This is a genomic window from Segatella copri (assembly GCF_026015295.1).
GTDB lineage: Bacteria > Bacteroidota > Bacteroidia > Bacteroidales > Bacteroidaceae > Prevotella > Prevotella copri_C.
The window spans coordinates 2,428,505-2,452,379 of record NZ_JAPDUW010000001.1; the positions used below are offsets into that span (position 1 = coordinate 2,428,505).

A 23,875-nucleotide genomic window follows, 5' to 3' on the forward strand; every position below is an offset into this window, starting at 1 on the left:
CAATATTCTCCGTAGAAAACTATATTTTGCGTGATTTTTGCGTAGATTTCCGTACAAACATACTACACTTTTGAAAATATGTAGTAACTTTGTACAGAATTAAAGATGCAAATCATGGAAAAGCGTATGACAAATCAAAAATCTGAAGGCTACATCTCTGCAAAAGATATGGCAGGAAGAGCTGCATACTATAAAGTATTGCAAGCCGCCAAGAATGGCGAACTCACCAGAATAAAAAGAGGTGTGTATGCAACCGATGACCATTTGGCAAGTCAAATGCTTGATGTGGAAAAGGTTGTTCCTGGTGGTGTGTTGTGTCTGTATTCCGCTTGGTCACATTATCAGTTGACTACACAGGTACCACAAGAATATTGTCTTGCAATAAAAAGAGGCCGAAAAATCACCCTTCCAGATTATCCCCCAATTACACTATGCCATTGGAGTGATACCGCCTTTAACCTTGGAATTACGAATACAGAGATTGAGGGTTTCAAGGTGAGGATATATGACGTGGAGAAATGTGTCTGTGATGCAGTAAAGTATAGAAACAAAATCGGCATAGATGTCTGTACGGAGATTATAAAGGAATATCTGAAACGCAGAGATCGTAATGTCAGCAAACTGATGAAATATGCCTCACAATTGAGAGTTGCCAAAACATTGGGAACATATCTACAAATGGAACTATAAAATAATAAATATGACAACGAAGAATTATGCTCGCTCGGTAAGAGCGAAACTGCTTAATATATCGAAAGAAGAGAATGTCTTCTACCAATCGATATTGACACGATACTTTCAGGAGCGTCTGTTGTACCGTCTGTCGGTAAGTCCATACAAAGAACGCTTTATATTGAAAGGTGGTGCATTACTGTATGCCCATGAGCATTTGAAAGCAAGACCAACATTGGACATAGATTTCCTTGGTCAACAGATTAGCCGTGAGTTGGACAATATCAAGGAGACATTCAGAAATTTATGCGACATAGAATGTCTGGAAGACGGTGTTGTCTTTGAAAAGGACAGCATTAGCGTAGAAGAAATCACTCTCAAAAAAGAATATAATGGTGTGCGAGTGCATGTCAAGGTAGGACTTGACACGGCAAGCCAAGTTATTTCCATGGATGTAGGCTTTGGCGACATCATAACTCCTGCACCCGTTGACCTTTCTTATCCGGTGTTGCTGGACACATTACCAGAAGTTGACATCTTGGCTTACTCTTTAGAAACCGTGGTGGCAGAAAAGTATCAGGCAATGATAGACCATGCGACAGAGAACAGCCGCATGAAAGACTTCTTTGATGTGTACAGAATACTAAAAGCAGGAAATATTGACTTGAACACATTGCAAGAAGCCATCACAACCACGTTTGAGAATAGAGGCACCGCCATCTCTACGGAATATAGCCTTTTCGAGGATTCTTTTGCGACAGATGCCAAACGAAATATTATGTGGAATAGTTATTTGAAGAAAATCAAATTCAAGGAGCCACTAACCTTCCAAGAAGTTTGGACATATATCACACAGGAACTGAAACAATACATGGAAAAATAAAGGTATTACGATATACCTTATCAAGCTCTCCCATTCGGAGGGCTTTTTTTATGCCCTTTTCCCAAACATGCGAAAACTAACAGAAAAAGCTGATTAAAGTATGATTGAGAGTATGAAATATAATTATAATTTGAATATATCTTAAATTTTGATGGCCATACTTTACAAAATTCTTTTATGTCGGATTTTACTCTTTACTTTGCACTCGCAACTGGCACTTTTGCCACTGCATAGAGTATAAATCATCAATAAAACAAAGTATTATATGAGTCCATTTTTGATATTCGCAATCAGCCTTACCATTGCATACGCCATCTACTATGCGGTGATGATAACCAGAGACCTGTATGGTAAGAAGGAAGAAGCCAAGAGCAACGAGGAAATGTTTGACATCAGCAACATAACGGAAGAGGAAGCCGCAGTAGCCGTCAATGAAAGCGATGGTGGCTTTAGCGTTGCCGACAAGCAATACGACACGAGTTTCCAAGACGGCACATCATACGATGAGGGCTATGGTATGGGAACAGAGAACAACGGAATGAGTGGTTATTCTCCAGAAACGGATTCTTCCGGCAGAGAAGATGATGTTGATGAAGACGAAGGAAATGATGTCAACCAACAGAAGCCGAAGAACGCAGCCGAGTCGTTGCAGGAAAAGATGGATGGGCAGATGGAGTCCACTTCTCCCATATGGATAGACGGACTATGGCAGGACGACTTCACGGAGAGCCTATTGAAACAAGGCGAGACAAAGCCAGGACAACCAAACATCAAAACAATACCAGTCAAGGATGAAATTTAGCCATATCATAAAGAATGTAGTAAGTTCCTTTGTCTTTGCGCTGCTCCCCCTGTCAGCATCAGCCAAATGCGGTAATGTGGACTATAGCTGGGGAGCAGACGCACTGGCAGGGATGCACGACTATGTGGTGACGATGATGCTGTATGTGCTGTATCTGACATACGCTGTTGCTGCTGTGATGGTGATTATATCCGCTTTGCAGATATACATCAAGATGAACACAGGGGAAGATGGAGTTACCAAGTCCATACTGACGCTGATAGGAGCCAGTCTGTTTATGATAGGTGCATCCATACTGTTCCCAGCATTCTTTGGCTACCAGATTTAAGACTCAACTGCAGAAGAGTATATCATGTGAAAGCGAAAACACCTTTCTATATAATTATAATAAGGTGTTTCCAAACGAATCATTAACAAGTAAAACAAGAAAGAATGTTTAAGAAAACAACGAACTATTTGAAGAAGACCGCCAAGAGCGTTCTCTCTTCAGGACGCTTGAAGACATTGGCATTTATGCTCCTTGTGGGCGGTGGCATTGCCATGGCGCAAAACTCGGCAGGTGACTACACAGCAGGAACCACTGCCTTGACAACTGTGACGGAGGAAATAGCCAAATACGTGCCTATTGTGGTCAAGCTCTGTTATGCCATTGCAGGTGTTGTTGCCGTAGTGGGTGCCATCAGCGTTTACATCGCCATGAACAATGAGGAGCAGGATGTCAAGAAGAAGATCATGATGATTGTAGGAGCATGTATCTTCCTCGTGGCAGCAGCACAGGCATTGCCATTGTTCTTCGGTGTGACCAACTAACGAGTGAGAGTTATTCCGTGCATATTCAGTAATTGAGAAACGACGTGAAGAATGGCAAGAGAAGAGCAGGAAATCCGCTACCCCGATTACCCACTGTTCAAGGGACTCCAGAAGCCTCTTGAATTCATGGGAATACAAGGGCGGTATATCTATTGGGCAGCAGCCACGGCAGGAGGAGCCATCATCGGCTTCATTGCCGCCTACTGTCTGATGGGTATTATTGCAGGACTGATAGTGTTGGTCGTGGCAATCACTACGGGTGCAGGTCTCATCATGTTCAAGCAACGGAAGGGACTGCATACCAAGAAGAACGACCAAGGAGTGTTTATCTATGCCTACAGCAAGCGCATATAAAAATGTGAAACAAAAAAAGTATCGACATGACCAAGATGTGGATGACAAGTAGAAAGTGAACGACTGGTAGGCTCATTCTCCCCCAAGGGTGTGGGTCTACCTTTATTTGTTTCAGCGAAAGTATCGCATCTTTGACATAAAAGAATGGTTATGAGCATGAAAGCAAAGAACATTATCATTATGGCATTGGCTGGCATATTGCTGACCGCATGCAAGGACAAGACCTACAAGCCACCCACATTGGATGCCATGAGGAGTGCTGACAAGGCAAGAGCTGCTTGGGCGAGAGAGGCAGAAGAACATCCTGCGACCGTGGAAACACAAACAAGCAGGATGGATTCCACTGCAAAGGATAGTGTATCAACCCTTTATGGCGAAGAAAGCTACAATACCTCTTATCAAGAGAATGACAACAAATCATCCAGTATGGGAGAAAATCATCAATCATCCGAAGAAACAGAAGAATAAACGAATATGGTACTATATGTAATCTTATTTTTCGTGGCAATCTGCATTGGCATGGCCATATCGGTCTATGCCTTTGGTACTGGTGGCAAGCGGAAGAAAATCTTTCAGGACATCTACTTCTCCGTGGAAGACACGGACGGTATCGGTGTGCTCTATACAAAGACTGGAGAGTATTCTGCCATCCTGAGAATGGAGAACCCAGTGCAGAAATATTCTGCCAATATAGACAGCTATTATGAGTTCACCAATTTGTTTGCTGCCATCGCACAGACTCTGGGTGAAGGCTATGCCCTGCACAAGCAGGACATCTTTACCAGAAAGCAGTTTAAGGATGAGAGTGGCAAGGGACACGAGTTCCTTTCCGAATCCTACTTCCGCTATTTCAACGGAAGAGAACATACGGACAGTATGACCTATCTGACCATTACGCAGGAGAACAAGAAGAGCCGTCTGATGTCCTTCGACAACAAAAAGTGGCGAGATTTCCTGGTAAAAATCAGAAAGGTGCAAGACCAACTGAAGGATGCCGGTATCAAGTCGGAGTTTCTGAACAAACAAGAAGCAAGTCTGTATGTTGACCGCTTCTTTGCCATGAACTTCCGTGACAAGATGGTGAGCATGACAGGATTCAAGGTGGATGACGAGATGATAGGTATGGGTGACAGACGCTGTAAGGTATATAGTCTTGTGGATGTGGATTGCGCCAACTTGCCGACACAAATCCGTCCGTTTACCAACATCGAGGTGAACAACACCAGCATGCCAGTGGATCTGGTAGCATTGGTGGACAGCATTCCTGGTGTGGAGAGTGTGGTGTATAACCAAATCATCTTTGTGCCGAATCAGAAGCGTGAGCTTGCCCTGCTCGACAAAAAGAAGAACCGCCATGCCAGCATGCCGAACCCAAGCAATCTGATTGCCGTGGAGGACATCAAGCGAGTGCAGGAGGTGATAGCGAGAGAAAACAAGCAGCTGGTATATACCCACTATAATATGATAGTGACGGTGAAGCCAGACACGGATATACAAAAGTGTACCAACCATCTGGAGAATGCCTTTGGCAGGATGGGCATCCATATCTCGAAGCGAGCCTATAACCAGTTAGAGCTGTTTGTCAACTCTTTCCCCGGCAACTGCTATGGGATGAATGCCGACTACGACCGATTCTTGACCTTGGGCGATGCTGCCACCTGCCTGATGTACAAGGAAAAGATTGTGCATAGCGAGGACACACCCTTCAAGGTCTATTATACCGACCGCCAAGGAGTACCAGTAGCCATCGACATATCAGGAAAAGAGGGACGAAACAAGCTGACCGACAACAGCAACTTCTTTGTCCTCGGTCCTTCGGGAAGCGGCAAGAGTTTTTATGTAAACTCCATGGTGCGCCAAGCCCATGAGCAGGACACCGACATCGTGTTGGTAGATACAGGAAACTCGTATGAGGGACTATGTGAATACTTTGGAGGCAAATACATATCCTACACAGAAGAACATCCTATCACGATGAACCCTTTCAAAATCAAGCGAGAGGAATGGAACATCGAGAAGTTGGGATTCCTGAAGAACCTGGTGATGCTGATATGGAAAGGAAGTCAAGGCACAGTAAGCAAGACCGAAGACAGACTGATAGAACAAGTCATCAACGAGTATTACGATGCCTATTTCACCACCAAGCGAGTGAGCAACCTCTGTCTCAACACTTTCTATGAGTTCAGTACTGAGCGACTGCCGAAAATATGCGAGGAGAACGGTCTGCATGGCATAGACCTGTCATCCTACAACTATCTGTTGAAGGACTTCTATAAAGGAGGCAGCCATGATGTGACGCTGAATGAGAATATGGACAGCAGTCTGTTTGATGAGACCTTCATCGTCTTCGAAATCGACAGTATCAAGGATGATCCACTGCTCTTTCCACTGGTGACACTCATCATCATGGACGTGTTCCTGCAGAAGATGCGCATTAAAAAGAACCGAAAGATGCTCATCATCGAGGAGGCATGGAAAGCCATCGCCTCGCCCATGATGGCGGAATACATAAAATATCTGTATAAGACCGCCAGAAAATTCTGGGCAAGCGTGGGTGTGGTGACACAGGAGATACAGGACATCATCGGCAGCGAGATAGTGAAGGAAGCCATCATCAACAACTCGGATGTGGTGATGCTGCTCGACCAGAGCAAGTTCAAGGAACGATTCGACACCATCAAGGCGATACTCGGTTTGACCGATGTGGACTGCAAGAAGATATTCACCATCAACCGCTTGGAGAACAAGGAAGGACGCAGTTTCTTCCGTGAAGTCTTTATCAGGCGAGGACAGACCAGCAATGTGTATGGTGTGGAAGAACCGCATGAGTGCTATATGACCTACACCACGGAACGAGCGGAGAAGGAAGCATTAAAACTCTACAAGCGAGTGTTGAAATGCAACCACCAACAAGCTATCGAAGCCTATTGCAGGGATTGGGATGCAAGCGGTATCAGTAAGAGCCTCGCCTTTGCTCAAAAGGTAAATCAGGCAGGAAAAGTACTGAATTTAGGGAACAAAAATAAAAAGTAATCAAAGATGAAACGACTTCTATCCATCATAATGCTGATAGTCTGTGTGTTGGCAAAGGCTGACGCACAGTACTACAGCGTGAACTATGACAGGCAGACGGTGGCTGCTATGGCAGCTGCATACGGAACGGAAGCCGTGGCAGAGGCATACTATAACGAACAGGTGCAGAACATATTGAAACACTATAATGCTGCGGAAGTGGCGAGTGCCGGTATCTATGCCTCCAAGTTTTTGGAGCGCAAGGCAATGACAGAGTTGGGCATCTGGAACAGTAGCACAGAGAACTACTATTACCGCCGTATCTACAACATGGTGTCGGGCAAAATCATGCCGAAGATATGGACGGTGGCAGGAATGATGCTGAAAAGTCCACAGGCTGCCCTGTATTGGGGAACCTATCTGATGAAGATATGTGACGACACCAAGAACCTGTGCATGCAGTTTGAGAGTGTGGTAACAAACAGCACCCTCATATTCTCGGACATCGCCTTTCTACAAATCAACCAGGAGATAGCTGCCATACTGAAACTTTCAGAGATTGGCAACGTGGATAGGAAGAAGATGTTGGACGATTTGTCGAAGGTGCCAGGCAATTTTACAGTGGACAATCTGAAATCCGACATCGACAATCTGTATAAGGCAGGAGCCAACCTTGCAGGAGCAGGAATGAATAATATCGGCAATGACCTTTTGCAGAGCAGCCAGTTCAACGAGCTTTTCCAAGGCAAGCTCAGTGCAGCCATCGACATTGTGGATAACTATTCCTCGCTGTTCAAAAGTCTCGACAAGAGCGTAGGCAACACCCTCTTGGGCATGATTGGAGGCAAGGACAACGTGGCAGGACTTTTCTCTCTTGCCAACTATAACCTCACCTCATGGATGACGGACTATCTGGATGAGACGGCAGGAAACTACTACACGCAAAGATGGTATATCGCCCGACGAGACCAAGGACGAGAAAAACTGTGCGACTATGTACCGCCCACCGATGACAACAGCATCTTGAAAGGCGACCACTGGTACAGAATCAACACCAAGGATGCCAACTTCTATCCCAACAATAGCCAAAAGGAAGCCATCCTGCAAAACTCGGAGAATCATGCAGGATGGTCAAGGACAAGGGTGCAACAGCTCAACAACCAGAATGATGGCTTTACCTACAGTATCAGCTATTTGTTGAACAGCTACATCATCAGTAGCAAGAAAAAAGGACAGAAACAGAAGGCATACGCCTACGAGATACAGGTGTACAAGAGTTGGAACAGAACAGAAGAAGTGTATGAGGCAGTCTTTGACTCCTATTCGATGGACTTGAACACCTTCAAGGCACAACTGCAAGCCCAGTTGAGCGAATGGAATGACAACGAGGAAGGCTATACCTATTATATAGGCAGTGATGCACGCAACTACTATCAGGCAACCGATGCCGCCAAACTGAAGGGATGCGAGAGCGTGACCATCAGTGTGACATGCTGCGACGGTGTGCAGTTGGGGCAAGGCACCACACAATACAAATGCAAGAGTTGTGGCGGTTCGCTGAATGACCACAGCAAGAAATGCGCCATGACAACATCGGTGACAGAAAACACCCTCGACCTCTCGGACTTGTATAAACAAGAGCAGGAAGCCAATGCCAAGATAGCCTCTCTGCAATCTCAAATCAGTCAGTTGGAAGCCGAGAACAAGTCACTTGTCAAGCAAATCGCCAATGCAAGTGTGGAAGATGCAGCCAAGTATCGGGAGCAATACAACAAGAACAAGGCTTCCATCGAACAACTGAACAAAGAACTTGCCACATGGCAACAGAAACAAAGGGAAATAGAGGAAGCCAAGGCAGAGGCAGGAAAGGACAATGACGTGGCGACGGATGACTACTATCGCATACCAGCCATTATGAACGACTGCAAGAGTGCCTACAACCTGACTTGGCAAGGGGAAGGAACATGGAGCGGCTATACTTACATTCGAAAAGCCACCATGCCCAACATCAACGGCATCATCACCTTCAAGGCAACATTGAAAATCGCCCGAAAGCCGAAATATTTCTTGGGCATCAAGATACACAGAGCAATCCTGCAAATCAGTTGGGAACTGACATCGGAATACACCAACACCTCGGTAGTGGATGTGATAACGCTTGACCCAAGCAAGACCGAGCAGGAAAAGGCGGACGAAGTGAACAAGCGCATCTCGGAAATCGCACAGGAATATCCATCGTGCAAGATAACCACCGAATATGCTAAGAGCGCACCTGCCGATGACAATAACACCGATGATACCTTTCATCTGCTATGGTCGAGCGATAGGTTAGAGATAGCCAGAGAGGTGGACAGCAGAATCACCAAGATATACGCAGACTTGGTATCGTTGGAGAAGATGATGCACTACAAGCGCAACATCATCGACGTGCTGATGGACATCGCTCCACATATCAATGCTGACGAAGGACGACGGTTGACACTGGTGGAGAAATGCAAGAAACGTTGGTTAAGGAAAGCTGCCGACACCAAACATTCAGATGATTATCACGGCAAGTTTAATGATGAAGACAATGAAAATGAGAAATAGAAAAGAATACAAGGCTGATGCAGCGGAGAGGGTTGCAGGGTCAGTGAGCAAGAAGCGACGAATGGATATTGTGAGAACATTGCTGGTAGCTATCTTGCTCCTCGCCCTCCCCTCTAAAACATTCGCCCAATGGGGATTTGATGTTGCCAGCGTAGAAGCCTACATCAATGACCACAAGAAACAGCGGAGTCTGTTGCTTGCACGAAGCACCTTGGAATACAGCAACAAACTGTTGCACGGTTACAGTAAGGACGAGACCAAGGCATACAAGGAACTGAACGTGGACCTGGATAAGTACACCAGAGCGTTCGATGTGATAGATGTGCTATATCAAAGTTTACGAACCAGTTTGAACGTGTACTCCACCTACGAGGGTGTGAGCGACAGAATATCGGACTATAAGAAGCTGTTGGATGACTACAACAAAAAAGTCATCAAACGAAAGCGCATCTCGCTTGCCGATACCATACTGATAGGCATCAACCGACGAGCCATAGAGAATATCGCAAATGAAGGCGAATACCTCTACAAAAGCGTGAGCGACTTGGTGCTGTATGCCACAGGAGCGGCAGCGTGTTCTACGGCAGACCTTCTTGTGGTGTTGGAAAGCATCAACACCTCGCTTGACAACATAGAGAAGCATCTGAACAAAAGCTACTTTGAGTCGTGGCGATATATCCAAGTGCGCATCGGCTATTGGAAAGAAAAGGTTTACCGAACCAAAAGCAAGCAGCAAATACTGGAAGATGCCTTCGGTCGGTGGCGAGTGGCAGGTAAACTCGGATATTGAGAGAACGAAGAATTTATAATTCCATATATAATAATGTATAGGCATGGATAGAAAGAAAACAAGAATAGGAACCATCATGTTGATGTTGGGAGTCGCTATCAGCGGCAATGCCCAAAGTGGTGTAACATACAATCATGACAGTTCGAAAAAGAACCAGATAACGGTGATGGAAATCGGTAGTGGTAGTCTGTCACCAGAATTGTACTATCAGTTACTGCACAGCAGTTACAAGAAGTCGGCTGCGAGTAAGAACAAACTTGGTTTTCGTACAACGGCAGGAATCGGAGCCTTCAATCAAGTGGAATATGCCGAAGCCATCGACTCCGCCCTGACCAAGAGAGCAGAGATTGAGGCGTTGAATATGGCAGACCGACAGGTGGATCTGGCATGGAAGGTGGAAGGAAGCAAGATAAACAGCAAGATGGATGCCTTCAAGAAGAACATCGACCGCATCCTGCCTGTAGGCGGATCCATCGGTGACAAGCAACGCTGGACAGAATACTATCATGTCTATGAGACAGCCATCAAAGCCACCAAGGATGCCTATATGCCCAATGCCAAGCGTAAGAAGATATACCTACAGATTTATGCAGATGTGGCAAAACAGAACGAGACACTTGTGAAGCAACTGGTGCAGATTTCGAATGCCAGCAAGACCAAGGAATTGTTGACAGCAAACGGCAACTACCAGACCGCCAACAAACGAAGTATCATCAGCAGTGCATCCAGCAAATGGCGAGAGGCAGGAGTGGCAGTGAGAAACAACACATCTTCTGGCAGTAATAACGGTTCGAACGAGGATGACAATGATTTGAAAATAAATAGATAAGGAGTTATGGCAGACAACAGCAGCATATTATCAGACTTCGGTATCAACATCTTGGAAGAAGAGATTGATGACGTGATTTTTCAGACCAACGAGTTCCTGTGCGACGCTACTTTCACAGGCTCGAATGGGCCTTTTTGGTGGGTCGTCCAAATGTGTATGGCACTCGCATCCCTCTTCTCCATCGTGGTGGCAGCGAATATGGCTTACAAGATGATGGTGAAGCATGAGCCACTGGATGTGATGAAACTATTCAAGCCACTGGTGATAAGCATCATCCTCTGTTGGTGGTACCCACCTGCCGATACAGGCATGACGAACAGTGGCAGCAATTGGTGCGTACTGGACTTTCTGAGTTACATACCAAACTCCATTGGAAGTTATACCCATGACCTATATGAGGCGGAAGCCACACAGATAGAGGACAAGTTTACGGAAGTTCAGCAGCTCATCTACACCAGAGACACGATGTACACCAACGTACAAGCCCAGGCAGACATTGCCCATAAGGGAACAACAGACCCGAATCTGGTGGAATCGACCATGGAGCAGACAGGTGTGGATGAAGTGACCAACATGGAAAAGGACGCAGCCAAGCTGTGGTTTACCTCACTGACTGCAGGAGCCGTAGTGAACATCGACAAGATAGTAATGCTGATAGCATTGATCGTCTTCCGTATCGGTTGGTGGAGCACCATCTATTGTCAACAGATACTGTTGGGAATGCTGACGATATTTGGACCGATACAATGGGCGTTCTCGCTATTGCCGAAATGGGAAAGCAGTTGGGCGAAGTGGCTGACAAGGTATCTGACCGTGCATTTCTATGGAGCCATGCTCTACTTCGTGGGCTTCTACGTGCTATTGCTCTTCGACATCGTGCTCTGCATACAGGTGGAGAACCTGACGGCTATCACCGCCAGTGAGCAGACGATGGCGGCATATTTGCAGAACTCGTTCTTCTCGGCAGGGTATCTGATGGCAGCAAGTATCGTGGCTTTGAAGTGTCTGAACTTGGTTCCAGACCTTGCGGCATGGATGATACCAGAGGGCGATACCGCATTCTCTACCAGAAACTTCGGTGAGGGTGTGGCACAGCAAGCCAAAATGTCGGCACAGGGGACACTTGCCCATGTGATGCACTGATAAAGGTAAAAAAGTAAAAGAGTGAAAAGGTAAAAAAGATTATAGCAATGGTAATCAAGAATTTAGAGAATAAGGTGAAGTTGGTGACTATCATCTGTAGCCTGTTTCTGGTTGGGTGCGTGCTGATAAGTATCAGTAGCATCTGGACGGCGAAGAATATGGTGGTGGATGCACAGAACAAAATCTATGTGTTGGACGGCAACGTGCCGATTCTGGTACAGCGTACGACGATGGATGAGACATTGGATGTGGAAGCAAAGAGCCATATCGAGATGTTCCATCATTATTTCTTCACATTGGCACCAGATGACAAGTACATCAAATACACGATGGAGAAAGCCATGTATCTGGTGGATGAGACAGGATTGGCGCAGTACAATACGCTGAAAGAAAAGGGTTTCTACTCCAATATCATGGGAACAAGTGCCGTGTTCAGCATCTTCTGTGACAGTATCAAGTTCAACAAGGAGAAGATGGAGTTCACCTACTACGGCAGACAGCGCATTGAGCGTAGAACCAATGTGCTGACCCGTGAACTGGTGACGGCAGGACAGTTGAAACGAGTGCCGAGAACTGACAACAACCCACATGGATTGCTGATAGTGAACTGGCGAACCTTGCTCAACAAGGATATTGACCAGAAGACGAAGAGCAACTATTGAAGGTAAAAGGGTAAAGAAGTAAAAAGGTAAAAAAAGAAATAACGATGAACACAAAAGGATTTAAGCAGATGCTCATTGGGGAGAAGATGCCCGACAAGGACGACCCAAAATACAAGGAACGCTATGAGCGAGACGTGAGAGCTGGAAGAAAGTTTGCCAGGATGTGCAGAATCGACAAGGCTGCAGCCAAGGTGCAGAAATTTGCCGACTTGCATAAGACAATGTTCCTGGTCATCGTGTTCGGTTTTGTGGGTGTGAGCTTCAGTTTCAACATCTATCGCATGGCAAGAGCTTATCACTATCAGGGAGAGCGACGCACCGCCACGGAGAGACAGGACTCGCTGATAAAGGCTCGCCATCAGAATATGGGGAATGCAAAGAACATAGTAAGGACCAATGAGGATGCACACCATCCTCATAAAGACAAATAACGATGAAGCTGACAGAAAGAATCAATTTCAGACAACCCAAGTACATGCTACCTGCGATTGTCTATCTTCCACTGCTCGGTGCCTCCTACTTTATCTTCGACCTCTTTGATACCAAGGTGGCGGAGAAAAAGGATGCCAATATGCAGACCACGGAATATCTGAATCCGAACCTTCCACAAGCTCATATCAAGGGCGGTGACGGTATTGGAGGCAAGTATGAGAACATGTTGAACGCCTACGGCAAGATAGAAGACCATAGTGCCGTGGAAAATATAGACCGAGACAATGAGCAAGAAAAAGAAGAATACCAAAGCAAGTATTCGGATGCAGAACTGCAACAGTTGGATGCCGAAGCCAAGAGGCAAGCAGAAATGGAAAAACAGAGAGAAGCACAAGAAACCCATGAGCGACAAAGAGAGAATGAGGCGTTGGCTGAGCTGAACAAGGCACTTGCCGAAGCAAGACTGAAGGGACAGCAAGCTACGCAACAGAACTCATCGTCTTCAGCAACAGCATCCGATGAAACAACAGCTACAGCCAAGGGCGGTATCAACATTGAGGGCAAAATCAAGGTGAATGAAAATGCCCGAAAGGAAGCTGACGAGAATGATAAGCCAAGTGAAGTGGTTAAAAAGGTGAAGACATCATCTGATTACTTCAACACATTGGCGGTGAACGAGAAAGAGCCGACACTGATAAAGGCTATCATTGACGAAACTGTGAAAGCCGTGGATGGAAGCCGTGTGCGCTTGCGATTGCTTGATGATGTGGAAATCGGTGAGATGATAGTGAAGAAAGGCGCATACCTGTATGCCACCATGAGCGGTTTCAGTTCACAACGAGTGAAAGGCACGGTGAAAAGTGTGTTGGTGGATGACGAAATAGTGAAAATCAACCTATCACTCTATGACACAGACGGCATGGAAGGCTTGTATGTGCCAAGCAGCCAGTTTAGAGAGACCAGCAAGGATGTGGCAAGCGGAGCCGTGACCGGCAATGTGGATATGAACACCACCAATACTGGCAGCCGTTTTTCGCAGTGGGGCATGCAGACCATGCAGAATGCCTATCAGAAAACAAGCAATGCCATAGGCAAGGCTATCAAAAAGAACAAGGTAAAGTTGAAATACGGAACATTTGTGTATCTGATAAATTCGAAAGATACTAAGAGTAAGTAAACATTAAACACTACAAAGTAAACATTACACCCATATGAATATCAAGAAGACCATTGGCGCACTGATAATGTGTGCAATAAGTGTCATACCGATGATGGCACAACAGACCTGTGCGGAGAGTTATCAGCCCTGCACCTACCAGGAGATGGAGCAGCTGACCGTGAACGAGCAAGTGACTACAGTCATCACGGCAAGCGAACCCATCCGCTTTGTGGATATATCCACCGACAAAATAGCAGGAGACCAACCCATCAACAATACTGTGCGTTTGAAACCCAAGGAAGGAATGCATGAAGATGGTGAAGTGCTTGCCATCGTAACTATTGTGACGGAACGCTATCGCACCCAATATGCGCTACTCTATACCACCAGACTGCAAGAGGCAGTGACGGATAAGGAGATACAACAGATAGAGAAGAATGCCTATAACAATCCTGCGGTTACATTGTCCTCTACGGACATGGCTCGTTACGCTCGTCAGATTTGGAGCTCGGAAGCCCATGTGAACAATGTGAAGACCAAAGCGCATAAAATGGTGATGCGACTGAACAACATATATTCATCGGGCGACTATTTCTTCTTGGACTTCTCGGTGGAGAACAAGACAGACATACCGTTTGACATAGACCAAATACGATTAAAGCTGACGGACAAGAAGACCACAAAGGCAACCAACTCACAGATGGTAGAGTTGCATCCAGTCTTCACGTTGGAGCAGACCAAGCGTTTCCGCTATGGCTACCGCAATGTGATAGTCATTCGGAAGATGACATTCCCGAATGACAAGCAATTAACTATCGAAATGACGGAGAACCAAATCAGCGGTCGCACCATCTCATTGAAAGTGAACTATAGCGATGTGTTGTCAGCCGACTCATTCAATCCGATTTTTCTAAAATAGCAATCATATCCAATGGAAGAAAGCAAGGAGCTACAAGGATTTTACAAGATATTCAGGGCGGTCATCTACATATCCGTGTTGATGGAGTTCTTTGAGTATGCCATAGACCCAAGGGCGATAGACGGCTTTGGCGGTGTGGTGTGCGACCTGCACGACCGCATCAAGCAGTGGTTCATCTACCATGACGGCAACTTGGTGTATAGCAAGGTGGTGACGTTCCTGTTGGTGTGCATCACCTGTGTAGGCACGAGAAACAAGAAACATCTGGAGTTTGATGCCCGAAAGCAGGTGCTGTACCCACTGGTGAGTGGCGTGCTGCTGCTGGTATTGTCCGTGTGGCTCTTCGGCTATGCAATGGACACTCGTCTCTATGCCCTAAGATTAAACATCATCCTATATATGGTGGCAACCATCATCGGAACGGTATTGGTGCATATCGCCTTGGATAACATCTCGAAGTTTCTGAAGGAAGGACTAATGAAAGACCGCTTTAACTTTGAGAACGAGAGTTTCGAGCAGTGCCAAAAGGAGGAATACAACAAATACAGCGTGAATATACCCATGCGCTACTACTATAAGGGCAAGTTCCGCAAGGGATGGGTGAACATCGTGAACCCATTCCGTGGCACCTGGGTAGTGGGCACACCGGGTAGCGGTAAGACATTCTCCATCATCGAGCCGTTCATTCGACAGCATAGTGCAAAAGGCTTTGCCATGGTCGTTTACGACTACAAGTTCCCTACCTTGGCAACCAAACTGTACTACCACTATAAGAAGAACCAAAAGTTGGGCAAACTGCCAGAAGGCTGCAAGTTCAACATCATCAACTTCGTGGATGTGGAATACTCCAAGCGAGTGAACCCGATACAGCAGAAGTATATCAATAACTTGGCAGCAGCGAGCGAGACCGCAGAGACATTACTTGAATCCCTGCAAAAAGGAAAGAAGGAAGGCGGTGGCGGTAGCGACCAGTTCTTCCAGACCTCAGCCGTCAACTTCCTCGCCGCCTGTATCTACTTCTTCATCAACTATGGCAAAGAGCCATACGACAAGGATGGTAAGATACTGATAGCAGAGAAAGTACTTGACCCGAAGACCATGCAGATGAAGCCGACCGGTAAGGTGTTTAACCATGCAGGAGAAGAAGTGGAGCCAGCCTATTGGTTGGGCAAGTATAGCGATATGCCTCATATTCTTAGTTTTTTGAACGAAAGTTACCAGACAATCTTCAATGTGCTGGAGACCGACAATGAGGTAGCACCCTTATTGGGACCGTTCCAGACCGCCTTGAAGAACAAGGCAATGGAGCAGTTGGAGGGTATGATAGGTACACTGCGTGTCTATACCTCACGTCTTGCCACCAAGGAAAGCTATTGGATATTCCACAAGGACGGCGATGACTTCGACCTGAAGGTCAGTGATCCGAAGAATCCGAGCTATCTGCTGATAGCCAATGACCCAGAAATGGAGAGCATCATTGGAGCATTGAACGCCCTTATTCTCAATCGCTTGGTAACACGAGTGAACACAGGACAAGGCAAGAACATCCCCGTGAGCATCATCGTGGACGAGTTGCCGACCCTCTACTTCCACAAAATAGACAGACTGATAGGCACAGCCCGAAGCAACAAGGTGAGCGTAGCCCTGGGCTTTCAGGAGTTGCCGCAGTTGGAAGCCGACTATGGCAAGGTTGGTATGCAGAAGATTATCACCACCGTAGGCAATGTGGTGAGCGGTTCGGCACGAAGCAAGGAAACGCTCGAATGGCTGTCCTCCGACATTTTCGGAAAAGTGGTGCAACTGAAGAAAGGTGTGACCATCGACCGAGACAAAACAAGTATTAACCTGAACGAGAACATGGACAGCCTTGTCCCTGCCTCCAAAATTTCGGATATGCCGACAGGATGGATCTGCGGACAGACCGCAAGAGACTTTGTGGCAACCAAGACCGGCATGAATGGCAGTATGAACATACAGGAAAGCGACGAGTTCAAGACCAGTAAGTTCTATTGCAAGACCGACTTCAATATGGCAGACATCAAGAAAGAAGAAAGCGAGTATATGCCACTGCCCAAGTTCTACACCTTCAAGAGCCGTGATGAGCGTGAGCGCATCCTCTATAAAAACTTCGTGCAAGTTGGTGAGGACGTGAAAGCCATGATAGCAGAGATATTCAACAAGAAGAATGCCAAGTGACAAAACAATGACATCCCCAAAACCAAAACAACGTCCATGATAAAAAAGATAAAGACATACATTCTCCTAACGCTCTTGCTGCTGTGCCAGAATATCATGGCACAGAACAAGACACCCACAACAGATAGCCCAAGCCAAACCGACTTGGGCATCTTCGCATTACCTCCCTTAGAACGAGCGGTGCGCTGCATCAAGTATTACGAGGGATGGCACGATATTAAGCGCAACTATCCCTATATCGGATGGGGACATCGGATTTTGCCGCATGAGAAGTTCAGCAAGAACCTCACCTATCAGCATGCCGATTCTCTGTTGCGTTCAGACATTACCAAGTTATGCGCCATGTTCCGCAAGTATGGCAAGGACTCACTACTCCTTGCCGTACTTGCCTACAATGTCGGACCCTACAAAATATTAGGGAACAAAAGATTTCCGAAGAGCCGTCTCCTGCAAAAGATTGAACGAGGATTGCGTGACATAGAAAAAGATTACCTTGACTTTTGCAGATGGAGAGGCAAATGCATTCCGTCCATCAAAAGGCGAAGAATGACAGAACTTCAACTATTATACATCCCATAAAAACGAAATAATACTTCATCAACCATCGAAGTAGCACTTCATAGCCTGTCGAAGTTATACTTCATCGGCACTTCAAGTATATTGGCCTCGTAACTTACAAAGATTGCATAAGAACAGCATTTGTTTATACAAAATTTCTGAGATATTAAAGCGATTCGGCTTAAATAGTCTTAAATTTACAACGTCGTATTTATATTTTCTGCCATTTCTTGTCTTTTCTCAATAAATTTTCGTATTTTTGCAGTCGGATTGTATAGCCAGACCGCAGTTGTCGCAGTAAGACGGGTTCTTTCATGATAACCGAGTCGGCAGCCTACGCCGTGCTGAGTGTAGTGAAGTCAACCATGACATATCTATACGAAAGCGGGCATTGGGTGGGAAGGCAATCCAGACATAGAAGGCGTTTATCGACGCTGTGTTTAAGGCGAACTGAAATCTTCCAAAACTATCAGTATCAAAGTCTTGAACGTAGCCAACGGTAGATGTCCCGGGTGTGATTATATCAATCCCGTGGAGACCTGTAAGCATAGATTGTATCCTTTTGGACGCAATCTAATGTATTATATAGGTCTCTTTACGGTAATGATTTTCATATCGGCGTGGGCTCTGACGTTGTCTGTTCAACTTTGATAGGCAGTTGGAAGAGCCTCAGTTCGTGGAATAGACAACAGGACGATTCCACGCTTTTTTTTGTCGCAATTTAACGGATTTCTGTCTAGAAAAAAGTTAGCACCGATATGAAAGTCGATGAATGGACATCAGAAGATGTACACACCTCAGGAGGAGGTGAATTCCCTCCTTGCGCTGGACTTACCTCCGACGCCCTCCCCGAAGCTCAAAGCACAGTTTCCGCCGAGAGTTCACAAACAGGGGTGTCCACCAGAAATGCCCATATAGCAAGTAAGCCTAAAGTGCAAAAAGAGGAAGAAATTCCTCATTGGTATGCTTTACGCACCACCTATGGTAGAGAGAAAAAAGCATACGACTATATGACCGCCAAAGGCATCACGGCTTTCTATCCTACCACCGAGGTAGTGAAACTTATAAAAGGTAAGCGCAAAATTGTTATCGAGTCACGTTTACCCAACATCTTCTTCGCCTACGGTACCGAAGAACAACTCAAAACCTTTGTTTACGACAACGTAAATCTCCCATTCCTTCGTTTTTACTATCGTCACGTCCACGTTGGGCGCAGAATAGAGAAGGTTCCTATGATAGTTCCAGACTATCAGATGGAAAGTCTCAAAATCATCTGTGCTGCCGATGCGGATAATACAATCGTGTCATTAGCCGAAGTGCCAAAGTTCAAGCAAGGACAGATGGTGAGAGTAATAGACGGAGCATTCAAAGGAGTGGTAGGCAGAGTTGCAAGATGGCAAGGACAACAGAGAGTGGCTGTTGTGCTGGAAGAACTGGTAACGGTGGTGACAGCGTATGTGCCGAGTGCGTTTTTAGAGAAAATCATTTAAGATGGGTTATACAAATAGCCAAAAACTCATAAAACAGAAAAACAATAAGTAACTGTTCAAAATTAATTTTACAAATATGAATAATTCACGAATAAGTTCGTACCCACAGAGGCCAAGGCCCTGTTCGTACAATAGAAAAGCGAGTCCGTAGTCTCGTAATCTATCGGTCTTATCCATTTGCCCTTAAGTATACGCCAAAGAATCTCGGCAGGATTAAGTTCTGGAGAATAAGGTGGAAGATAGACGAGGAACAATCCTCTATTCTCCCAAATTTTCCTCAGTTCTTTCACCTTCCGATTTCTATGAACAGAAGCATTGTCCAAGACAATTACAGTCTTCTTCGTGACATTGAAAGAGAATCTGTCAAGATAGTCCACAATCTTGTCTGCGTTGATGGACTCTTTTGTGGTAAAGCCTTTATATTGGTTCCTTTTGGTAATCATACCAAAGATATTAAGCCGGGCAGCTTTCTCGGATGGGATGTAAACATCCTCATTCTTGAATTGCCAGCCATATGGAACATATCCATTTGTACAGACATGGCTTTCGTCGGCATAATATAGCACAAGTTCCCCTTTGGAATCAAGTTCTTCAAGTTCTTGCAACTTCTCTTTCTTGTATGCGTAGAGCTGCGGTGAGGGTTTGCCCCTTGGGCGTTTTCTTATACGCTTATATCTTGCACCAATGTTTCTAAAAAACGTTTGAAGGTAATGTCACTGGCTTCTTTGCCAGTCGCATTCTGCCATGCCTCACGTGCTTTAGACACGCTTTGACGGTCTTCCTCAATTGCCTTGCGGACTGCTTCTTCATCAGAACAATCCATAATAGGCTTTCGACCCTGACCAGGACGTGTCTCCAAGCCTTTGATGCCATTTTCTTCATAACGTTTTACCCATGCGTAGACAGTAGGTACAGTCACCTCAAGCATTTCTGCTATTTTGGGAGCTGATTTACCTTCTGACTTCAGCAATATGGATTTGCATCTGATACGAAAACTATGAGTAGGGCCATTATGATAGCCTTTCTCTAATTTGAGGCGATCAACCTCTGATAATTCAAGTACTTTTATTGGTTTCATAATTCTACTTTTTCTATAAAACGGAAAATGAACCATATTAGTACTGATATATATAAATAATTTAGATCACTTACTTATATTATTGCTTAATCCAAATGAATATTATAAATTTAGGAATTCTTGCTCACATTGATGCAGGAAAAACTTCCGTAACCGAGAATCTGCTGTTTGCCAGTGGAGCAACGGAAAAGTGCGGCCGTGTGGATAATGGTGACACCATAACGGACTCTATGGATATAGAGAAACGTAGAGGAATTACTGTCCGGGCTTCTACGACATCTATTATCTGGAATGGAGTGAAATGCAATATCATTGACACTCCGGGACACATGGATTTTATTGCGGAAGTGGAGCGGACATTCAAAATGCTTGATGGAGCAGTCCTCATCTTATCCGCAAAGGAAGGCATACAAGCGCAGACAAAGTTGCTGTTCAGTACTTTACAAAAGCTGCAAATCCCGACAATTATATTTATCAATAAGATTGACCGTGCCGGTGTGAATTTGGAGCGTTTGTATATGGATATAAAAACAAATCTGTCGCAAGATGTCCTGTTTATGCAAACTGTTGTCGATGGATCGGTTTATCCGGTTTGCTCCCAAACATATATAAAGGAAGAATACAAAGAATTTGTATGCAACCATGACGACGATATATTAGAACGATATTTGGCGGATAGCGAAATTTCACCGGCTGATTATTGGAATACGATAATCGCTCTTGTGGCAAAAGCCAAAGTCTATCCGGTGCTACATGGATCAGCAATGTTCAATATCGGTATCAATGAGTTGTTGGACGCCATTTCTTCTTTTATACTTCCTCCGGCATCAGTCTCAAACAGACTTTCAGCTTATCTCTATAAGATAGAGCATGACCCCAAAGGGCATAAAAGAAGTTTTCTTAAAATAATTGACGGAAGTCTGAGACTTCGAGACGTTGTAAGAATCAACGATTCGGAAAAATTCATCAAGATTAAAAATCTAAAGACTATTTATCAGGGCAGAGAGATAAATGTTGATGAAGTGGGTGCCAATGATATCGCGATTGTAGAAGATATAGAAGATTTTCGAATCGGAGATTATTTAGGTGCTAAACCTTGTTTGATTCAAGGATTATCTCATCAGCATCCCGCTCTCAAATCCTCCGTCCGGCCAAATAAGCCCGAAGAGAGAAGCAAGGTGATATCCGCTCTGAATACATTGTGGATTGAAGACCCGTCTTTGTCCTTTTCCATAAACTCATATAGTGATGAATTGGAAATCTCGTTATATGGTTTGACCCAAAAGGAAATCATACAGACATTGCTGGAAGAACGATTTTCCGTAAAGGTCCATTTTGATGAGATCAAGACTATCTACAAAGAACGACCTATAAAAAAGGTCAATAAGATTATTCAGATCGAAGTACCACCCAACCCTTACTGGGCCACAATAGGGCTGACTCTTGAACCCTTACCGTTAGGGGCAGGGTTGCAAATCGAAAGTGACATCTCCTATGGTTATCTGAACCATTCTTTTCAAAATGCCGTTTTTGAAGGGATTCGTATGTCTTGCCAATCTGGTTTACATGGATGGGAAGTGACAGATCTGAAAGTAACTTTTACTCAAGCCGAGTATTATAGCCCGGTAAGTACACCTGCTGATTTCAGACAGCTGACCCCTTATGTCTTCAGGCTGGCTTTGCAACAGTCAGGTGTGGACATTCTCGAACCGATGCTCTGTTTTGAGTTGCAGATACCCCAAGTAGCGAGTTCCAAAGCTATTACAGATTTGCAAAAACTGATGTCTGAGATTGAAGACATCAGTTGTAATAATGAGTGGTGTCATATTAAAGGGAAAGTTCCATTAAATACAAGTAAAGACTATGCCTCAGAAGTAAGTTCGTACACTAAGGGCTTAGGCATTTTTATGGTTAAGCCGTGTGGGTATCAAATAACAAAAGGCGGTTATTCTGATAATATCCGTATGGAAGAAAAGGATAAACTTTTATTCATGTTTGAAAAATCAGTATCATCAAAATAATGGAACGATCCAGGAATTTCTATAAGACAATACGGTTGGGGTATATACTTATCTCCGTTCTTATCGGATGTATAGCATATAATAGCTTCTATGAATGGCAGGAGATAGAAGCATTAGAACTTGACAATAAAAAAATAGACGAGTTCCGAAAAGAGATAAAAAGGCGTAACTTTGCACAATATTTCAACAAACAGAGCCTCGGTTTCGTGCTTTCGGCACAGTCTTATTGTGGCGGCGAAAGTCTTGTGGGCATGCTTTCTGCTGTCGGCAAACAAGTGTTGTGGCGCAGAATTATGGCAGACGAAACTTGGGAGGCACAAGTATTCGGAAAAAACAAAAAAGGAAAATAGTGAAAATGAAGCAGACTTTTATTCTGTTGTCGGCTCTTTGCGCCGCCGTTCTTGTGGGATGCGGCGGCAAAGGAGATTCCGCCCAGAACGGAGAAAACGGCAATAACGGCGGCAAACAGTGGAAAACCATGGTGGTGAAGCGTTCCGACACCGAGGTGTCGCAGCTCTTCCCTGCATCCATTCAGGGCCGGCAGGACATTGAGATACGCCCCCAAGTGCAGGGCAAGATAGTGTCGGTGAACGTGAGCGAAGGTCAGGAGGTGAAGCGCGGGCAGGCGTTGTTCGTTATCGACCCGGTGCCTTTCCGCGCCGCTTTGGCTCAGGCTTCGGCCCAAGTGCGCGCCGCTATGGCGAGTTCGGCCACTGCCCGGCTCAATTACGAGAGTCGCAAGCGCCTGTTTGACCAAAAGGTCGTGTCGAAACACGACCTTCTGTTAGCTTACAACTCATGGCTCGACGCTCAGGCTCAGGTGAGTTTGGCGCGCGCTTCAGAGGCAAGTGCCCGCAACAATCTGTCTTACACCGTTGTGAGGAGTCCCGGCAACGGCGTTGTTGGCGTGCTGCCGTTCCGCCAAGGAGCCTTGGTGGGGCCTGAAATCACGCAGCCTCTCACCACCGTGTCGGACAATTCCGAGATGTATGTCTACTTCTCCATGGACGAAAACCAACTCTTGGGACTGCTGCGCAAATACGGTTCCATGGCAAAGGCGGTCAGTTTGATGGACAGCGTGGGCTTGATGCTGAGCGACGGAGGCATGTATGTCAGGCAAGGCAAGGTGTCGAGCATCAGCGGAGTAATCAACAAAAGCACGGGAAGCGTGTCGCTTCGCGCCGATTTTGCCAACCCCGGACGCCTGCTTCACAGTGGCGCCACGGGCAATGTGGTGATGAAAAACAAGTATAACGGAGTGATTGTCATTCCCCAGTCGGCCACCGTCACTTTGCAGGACAAGCTCATTGTCTACCGGGTCGTGAGCGGAAAGGCCGTCTCCACAGCCGTGAGTGTTGCGCCTTATAACGACGGCCGCACCTACATAGTGCTTTCGGGACTGAAGCCAGGCGACGAGATTGTTGCCGACGGAGCAGGACTTGTGCAGGAAGGAATGGCTATAAACAAATAAGATTA

At 45.5% G+C, this 23,875-nt stretch carries 23 protein-coding genes and 1 pseudogene; 22 read left to right on the forward strand and 2 right to left on the reverse strand.

Features of this window, described 5'->3' with window-relative positions:
• Positions 1-105 precede the first annotated feature (105 nt).
• The 19 genes from ONT18_RS10320 to ONT18_RS10410 all read left to right on the forward strand — a co-directional run bounded on the left by ONT18_RS10320 (position 106) and on the right by ONT18_RS10410 (position 19,300).
• Positions 106-690: a type IV toxin-antitoxin system AbiEi family antitoxin domain-containing protein gene (locus ONT18_RS10320; protein ID WP_264905396.1), complete on the forward strand. Its 585-nt coding sequence runs from the start codon at positions 106-108 to the stop codon at positions 688-690.
• A gap of 10 nt (positions 691-700) precedes the next feature.
• Positions 701-1,555, forward strand: coding sequence for a nucleotidyl transferase AbiEii/AbiGii toxin family protein (locus tag ONT18_RS10325; RefSeq protein WP_264905398.1), 855 nt, complete (start codon positions 701-703; stop codon positions 1,553-1,555).
• Positions 1,556-1,820: 265 nt separating this feature from the next.
• On the forward strand, positions 1,821-2,357 hold the full coding sequence (locus ONT18_RS10330) for a hypothetical protein (RefSeq protein WP_118312536.1): 537 nt from the start codon (positions 1,821-1,823) through the stop codon (positions 2,355-2,357).
• A complete protein-coding gene (locus tag ONT18_RS10335; protein ID WP_118312535.1) occupies positions 2,347-2,685 on the forward strand; it encodes a DUF4134 domain-containing protein in 339 nt (112 codons plus the stop codon). The genes ONT18_RS10330 and ONT18_RS10335 overlap by 11 nt, the downstream gene beginning before the upstream one ends.
• A 104-nt stretch (positions 2,686-2,789) precedes the next feature.
• Positions 2,790-3,167 (forward strand): DUF4134 domain-containing protein, encoded by a 378-nt coding sequence (locus tag ONT18_RS10340; RefSeq protein ID WP_094881035.1) that lies wholly within the window; start codon positions 2,790-2,792, stop codon positions 3,165-3,167.
• Positions 3,168-3,218: 51 nt separating this feature from the next.
• Positions 3,219-3,521 carry a DUF4133 domain-containing protein gene (locus tag ONT18_RS10345; protein ID WP_118312534.1) on the forward strand — a complete coding sequence of 101 codons (303 nt, stop codon included), beginning with the start codon at positions 3,219-3,221 and terminating at the stop codon, positions 3,519-3,521.
• Between the two features lie 150 nt (positions 3,522-3,671).
• Positions 3,672-3,989 (forward strand): hypothetical protein, encoded by a 318-nt coding sequence (locus ONT18_RS10350; protein WP_141565415.1) that lies wholly within the window; start codon positions 3,672-3,674, stop codon positions 3,987-3,989.
• 6 nt (positions 3,990-3,995) lie between these two features.
• On the forward strand, positions 3,996-6,554 hold the full coding sequence (locus ONT18_RS10355; protein ID WP_258982431.1) for a TraG family conjugative transposon ATPase: 2,559 nt from the start codon (positions 3,996-3,998) through the stop codon (positions 6,552-6,554).
• Positions 6,555-6,560: 6 nt separating this feature from the next.
• Positions 6,561-9,122, forward strand: coding sequence for a hypothetical protein (locus ONT18_RS10360; protein WP_264905406.1), 2,562 nt, complete (start codon positions 6,561-6,563; stop codon positions 9,120-9,122).
• A 61-nt stretch (positions 9,123-9,183) separates the two neighbouring features.
• The gene (locus ONT18_RS10365) at positions 9,184-9,912 is read left to right on the forward strand and encodes a hypothetical protein (RefSeq protein WP_301331945.1); all 729 of its coding nucleotides are present in this window, start codon (positions 9,184-9,186) and stop codon (positions 9,910-9,912) included.
• Positions 9,913-9,955: 43 nt separating this feature from the next.
• On the forward strand, positions 9,956-10,741 hold the full coding sequence (locus ONT18_RS10370) for a DUF5045 domain-containing protein (protein WP_437183398.1): 786 nt from the start codon (positions 9,956-9,958) through the stop codon (positions 10,739-10,741).
• 6 nt (positions 10,742-10,747) lie between these two features.
• Positions 10,748-11,884: a hypothetical protein gene (locus ONT18_RS10375; RefSeq protein ID WP_264905408.1), complete on the forward strand. Its 1,137-nt coding sequence runs from the start codon at positions 10,748-10,750 to the stop codon at positions 11,882-11,884.
• 47 nt (positions 11,885-11,931) lie between these two features.
• Positions 11,932-12,546: a conjugative transposon protein TraK gene (gene traK / locus ONT18_RS10380; RefSeq protein WP_010537146.1), complete on the forward strand. Its 615-nt coding sequence runs from the start codon at positions 11,932-11,934 to the stop codon at positions 12,544-12,546.
• 44 nt (positions 12,547-12,590) lie between these two features.
• The gene (locus tag ONT18_RS10385; RefSeq protein WP_264905410.1) at positions 12,591-12,977 is read left to right on the forward strand and encodes a hypothetical protein; all 387 of its coding nucleotides are present in this window, start codon (positions 12,591-12,593) and stop codon (positions 12,975-12,977) included.
• A gap of 2 nt (positions 12,978-12,979) precedes the next feature.
• Complete coding sequence (gene traM, locus ONT18_RS10390; RefSeq protein ID WP_264905412.1) at positions 12,980-14,155, forward strand: conjugative transposon protein TraM; 1,176 nt, start codon at positions 12,980-12,982, stop codon at positions 14,153-14,155.
• A 34-nt stretch (positions 14,156-14,189) separates the two neighbouring features.
• Positions 14,190-15,056, forward strand: coding sequence for a conjugative transposon protein TraN (gene traN / locus ONT18_RS10395; RefSeq protein WP_264905414.1), 867 nt, complete (start codon positions 14,190-14,192; stop codon positions 15,054-15,056).
• A gap of 12 nt (positions 15,057-15,068) precedes the next feature.
• Positions 15,069-17,252 (forward strand): type IV secretory system conjugative DNA transfer family protein, encoded by a 2,184-nt coding sequence (locus ONT18_RS10400; protein ID WP_264905416.1) that lies wholly within the window; start codon positions 15,069-15,071, stop codon positions 17,250-17,252.
• 36 nt (positions 17,253-17,288) lie between these two features.
• Positions 17,289-17,831 carry a glycoside hydrolase family protein gene (locus ONT18_RS10405; protein WP_149952459.1) on the forward strand — a complete coding sequence of 181 codons (543 nt, stop codon included), beginning with the start codon at positions 17,289-17,291 and terminating at the stop codon, positions 17,829-17,831.
• 737 nt (positions 17,832-18,568) lie between these two features.
• Positions 18,569-19,300, forward strand: a complete 732-nt coding sequence (locus ONT18_RS10410; RefSeq protein WP_264905419.1) for a UpxY family transcription antiterminator — start codon at positions 18,569-18,571, stop codon at positions 19,298-19,300.
• A gap of 68 nt (positions 19,301-19,368) precedes the next feature.
• On the opposite strand, the gene ONT18_RS10415 is transcribed toward ONT18_RS10410, so the two are convergent.
• Together ONT18_RS10415 and ONT18_RS10420 are read right to left on the reverse strand one after the other, a co-directional pair.
• A complete protein-coding gene (locus ONT18_RS10415) occupies positions 19,369-19,986 on the reverse strand; it encodes an IS630 family transposase (RefSeq protein ID WP_106812727.1) in 618 nt (205 codons plus the stop codon).
• Positions 19,962-20,378, reverse strand: coding sequence for a helix-turn-helix domain-containing protein (locus tag ONT18_RS10420; protein WP_106812837.1), 417 nt, complete (start codon positions 20,376-20,378; stop codon positions 19,962-19,964). Before ONT18_RS10420 ends, ONT18_RS10415 begins: the two co-directional genes overlap by 25 nt.
• Positions 20,379-20,473: 95 nt before the next feature.
• Between ONT18_RS10420 and tet(Q) the strand changes: the two genes are divergently transcribed.
• The 3 genes and pseudogenes from tet(Q) (at position 20,474) to ONT18_RS10435 (ending at position 23,870) form a co-directional block, all read left to right on the forward strand.
• The gene (gene tet(Q) / locus ONT18_RS10425) at positions 20,474-22,399 is read left to right on the forward strand and encodes a tetracycline resistance ribosomal protection protein Tet(Q) (RefSeq protein WP_264905421.1); all 1,926 of its coding nucleotides are present in this window, start codon (positions 20,474-20,476) and stop codon (positions 22,397-22,399) included.
• Positions 22,399-22,569: pseudogene (locus tag ONT18_RS10430) on the forward strand (two component system sensor kinase); the annotation flags it as partial. The gene tet(Q) and the pseudogene ONT18_RS10430, both read left to right, overlap by 1 nt.
• A 185-nt stretch (positions 22,570-22,754) precedes the next feature.
• Positions 22,755-23,870 (forward strand): efflux RND transporter periplasmic adaptor subunit, encoded by a 1,116-nt coding sequence (locus ONT18_RS10435; protein ID WP_144154368.1) that lies wholly within the window; start codon positions 22,755-22,757, stop codon positions 23,868-23,870.
• The last annotated feature ends 5 nt before the right edge of the window (positions 23,871-23,875 follow it).